Annotated in this window: 1 protein-coding gene; it reads right to left on the bottom strand. The window is 33.2% G+C overall.

What is annotated here, in order from left to right; genetic code table 11:
• On the bottom strand, positions 1–271 hold a 271-nt coding region (locus L977_RS24845), incomplete at both ends, for a hypothetical protein (RefSeq protein WP_047626988.1).

The following is a 271-nucleotide window of genomic DNA, read 5'->3' on the forward strand; positions in this document are numbered from 1 at the left end:
GAACATTGCGTAGCAGTACCAAGCAAAATATTTTCATTCATAAAGTAGCCTGTCAAAAGTTCCGATTTAATAAGGTCAATTTCATCTTTGTTTAAAACGGAATAATCTTTTTTAAGTTCTACAATTTCCGTCTTGTTATCAACTGGTGTCAAACCATTGTAACTCGAACCCTCTTGCATGTTCTTTATTGTTGTTAAGGCTTTTTCTCGATACTCTTGCGTATTATCAATATCAAGAAAGGCATTAATTTTCAACAAGCCACGCAATTTAC

The sequence above is a fragment of the Enterobacter sp. ZOR0014 genome, assembly GCF_000798855.1.
GTDB classification, from domain to species: Bacteria; Pseudomonadota; Gammaproteobacteria; order Enterobacterales; family Enterobacteriaceae; genus Enterobacter; species Enterobacter kobei.